This is a genomic window from Marinobacter sp., assembly GCF_014859525.1.
In the GTDB taxonomy this organism is placed as follows: Bacteria; Pseudomonadota; Gammaproteobacteria; order Pseudomonadales; family Oleiphilaceae; genus Marinobacter.
In genome coordinates, this window is the sequence record NZ_JACUUB010000162.1 from 1 (window position 1) to 2,018 (window position 2,018).

Here is a 2,018-nt window from a genome sequence, read left to right on the forward strand (position 1 = left end):
CAGCTTGAAGTTGATCTGCCGCCGCTCGTCGTCCACTCCGACAAAGCTCACGGTTACCCGCTGCTCCAGCTGGAAGATGCGACCTTTCTTGTTATGCACCAGGCGCAGGGTAACCGGATCAAAACTGTACTTGCCGTCCAGATCCTTGCAGCTGACAAAGCCTTCCAGGCCATTACTGTCCAGGCGCACAAAGAAGCCGGAGGGCATGGTGCGGCTGATGGTGCCTTCCATGGGGTCTTCCGGCAGGGTCTTGGCGTAATCAGCCTTGAGCCAGGTTTCCAGTGTGTTGGCGGCCTGGCGGGCGCGGAACTGAGTGGCTTGTAGCGCTTCCAGTTGCTGGCTGTTCAGGGGCTTGATGGGCGTGTCCCACAGTGCCGATTTGATCAGCCGGTGCACGTAAAAGTCTGAGAACTTGCGCAGCGGCGAGGTAAAGGTGGTGTAGGCGTCAAGCCCCATGCCCTGGTGGGGCGCGGCATCAAAGCCCAGTTCGGCGCGGGCCAGCTGGCGAGACAGGATGGCTTTCACAGGTACCTCGGCCTGTGGCTGGTCGCTGTGTTTCATCAGTGCCTTGAAGCCTTCGGCGGTGTTGGCGTCGTGCTCGGCCAGGTGTGGCGCATGACTCTCGAGCAATTTCCGGATGTTGTCGGCGCGGTCGTCCCGCAGGCCTGGGTGCTGGATAAACAGACCCTGGCCGCGTTGGTTCAGGAAGTCGGCGGCGCAGCGGTTGGCGGCGACCATGCACTCTTCCACCAGTCGGTGTGCTTCGTTCTGTACCGAAGGTTCGATCACCCGGATACGCTTGTTTTCGTCGAGGCGCAGGCGGAATTCCGGCCGGTCCTGGCTCAGCAAGGCGTGTTCAGCGCGCCACTTGCGTAAGGCGGTAGCGGCCTGATGCAGCTGATCCAGGCTGTTGCTCACGTCATCCGACAGTGCCTTGATCTCATCGTCCTGCCGGCCTTCGATCAGGTGGCTTACCAGCTCGTAACTGAGCTTGCCTTTGGAGCTTATGGTGGCCTGATGAAAGCTGTAGTCGCCCAGACCGCCATCGTTGTTGACCTGTAGGTCGCATACCAGCACCAGTCGGGGCAGGTCCGGCATTAACGAGCACAAGCGGGTGCTGATGCTGTCAGGCAACATCGGTAGCGGTTCGCCTGGAAAGTAGATCGCCGTGGCCCGGTTGAAGGCCTCTTCTTCGGCCGGGCTGCCCGGTTCGATCATCGCCGTTGGGTCGGCAATGGCAATCGACAGCGTCCAACCAGTGGCGTTGGGGGTGGCCATCAGGGCGTCGTCCATGTCCTGGGTGCCCGGGCTGTCGATGGTAACGTAAGGCCGTTCGGTGCGATCTTCCCGCCCCTCGGTATGGCTTTGAAGACTGTCTTCGTTCAGGTTGTCGGCTTGCGTTTGCACTTCTTCCGGCCAGGCATCTGTCAGATCAAAGTTGGCCAGCGTGAAGGCCCGTTCGATACCGGGTTCTCCGGCTTTACCGATCAACCGAAGTACCTTGGCCTGGCCTTTGCCATCCTTGATCGGGTGCCGGTGAATCTGGCAATAGATAAAATCATCCGGCTGAGCGCCCATACGCTCTTTTGGCGGGATGAAGATCCAGCGGTTGATGCCCGGGGTTTCGGGTGCCACAAAGTGGCCTTTGCCCTTGATCAGATAGCGGCCGACAAAGGTGGTCAGGTGGGATTCGAGTAACTCGTCGACCACACCTTGTATTTTGCCCTTTTCCACTTCCTGCTCGGTCACGTTAATGCGGTCCCCCGGCAGGACTTTTTGCATTTCTTCTGGCGGCAGGAACACATCCCGGCCTTCATCCAGGGCTACAAAGCCAAAACGCCCGTTGGTGGACTTGACCGTGCCGGGGAAGACCACCTTGTTTTCTTTGATATCGGTTTTCAGCTGGCGCAACTGATTGAGGGCGTCGGCATTGAGCATGTAGAAATAACCTGGCTATAAATGTGTGATGCAGCGGAGTATAACGGTTCTGCCGGAGGGAGTCAGATCTGTCAGGCCGG

1 protein-coding gene is annotated in these 2,018 nt (G+C 59.1%); it reads right to left on the minus strand.

The features are described 5' to 3' along the window. Positions 1 to 1,938 (minus strand): ribonuclease R family protein (locus IBX51_RS15010; RefSeq protein ID WP_291832135.1); only part of this gene is annotated, 1,938 nt, incomplete at its 3' end. Positions 1,939 to 2,018 lie beyond the last annotated feature (80 nt).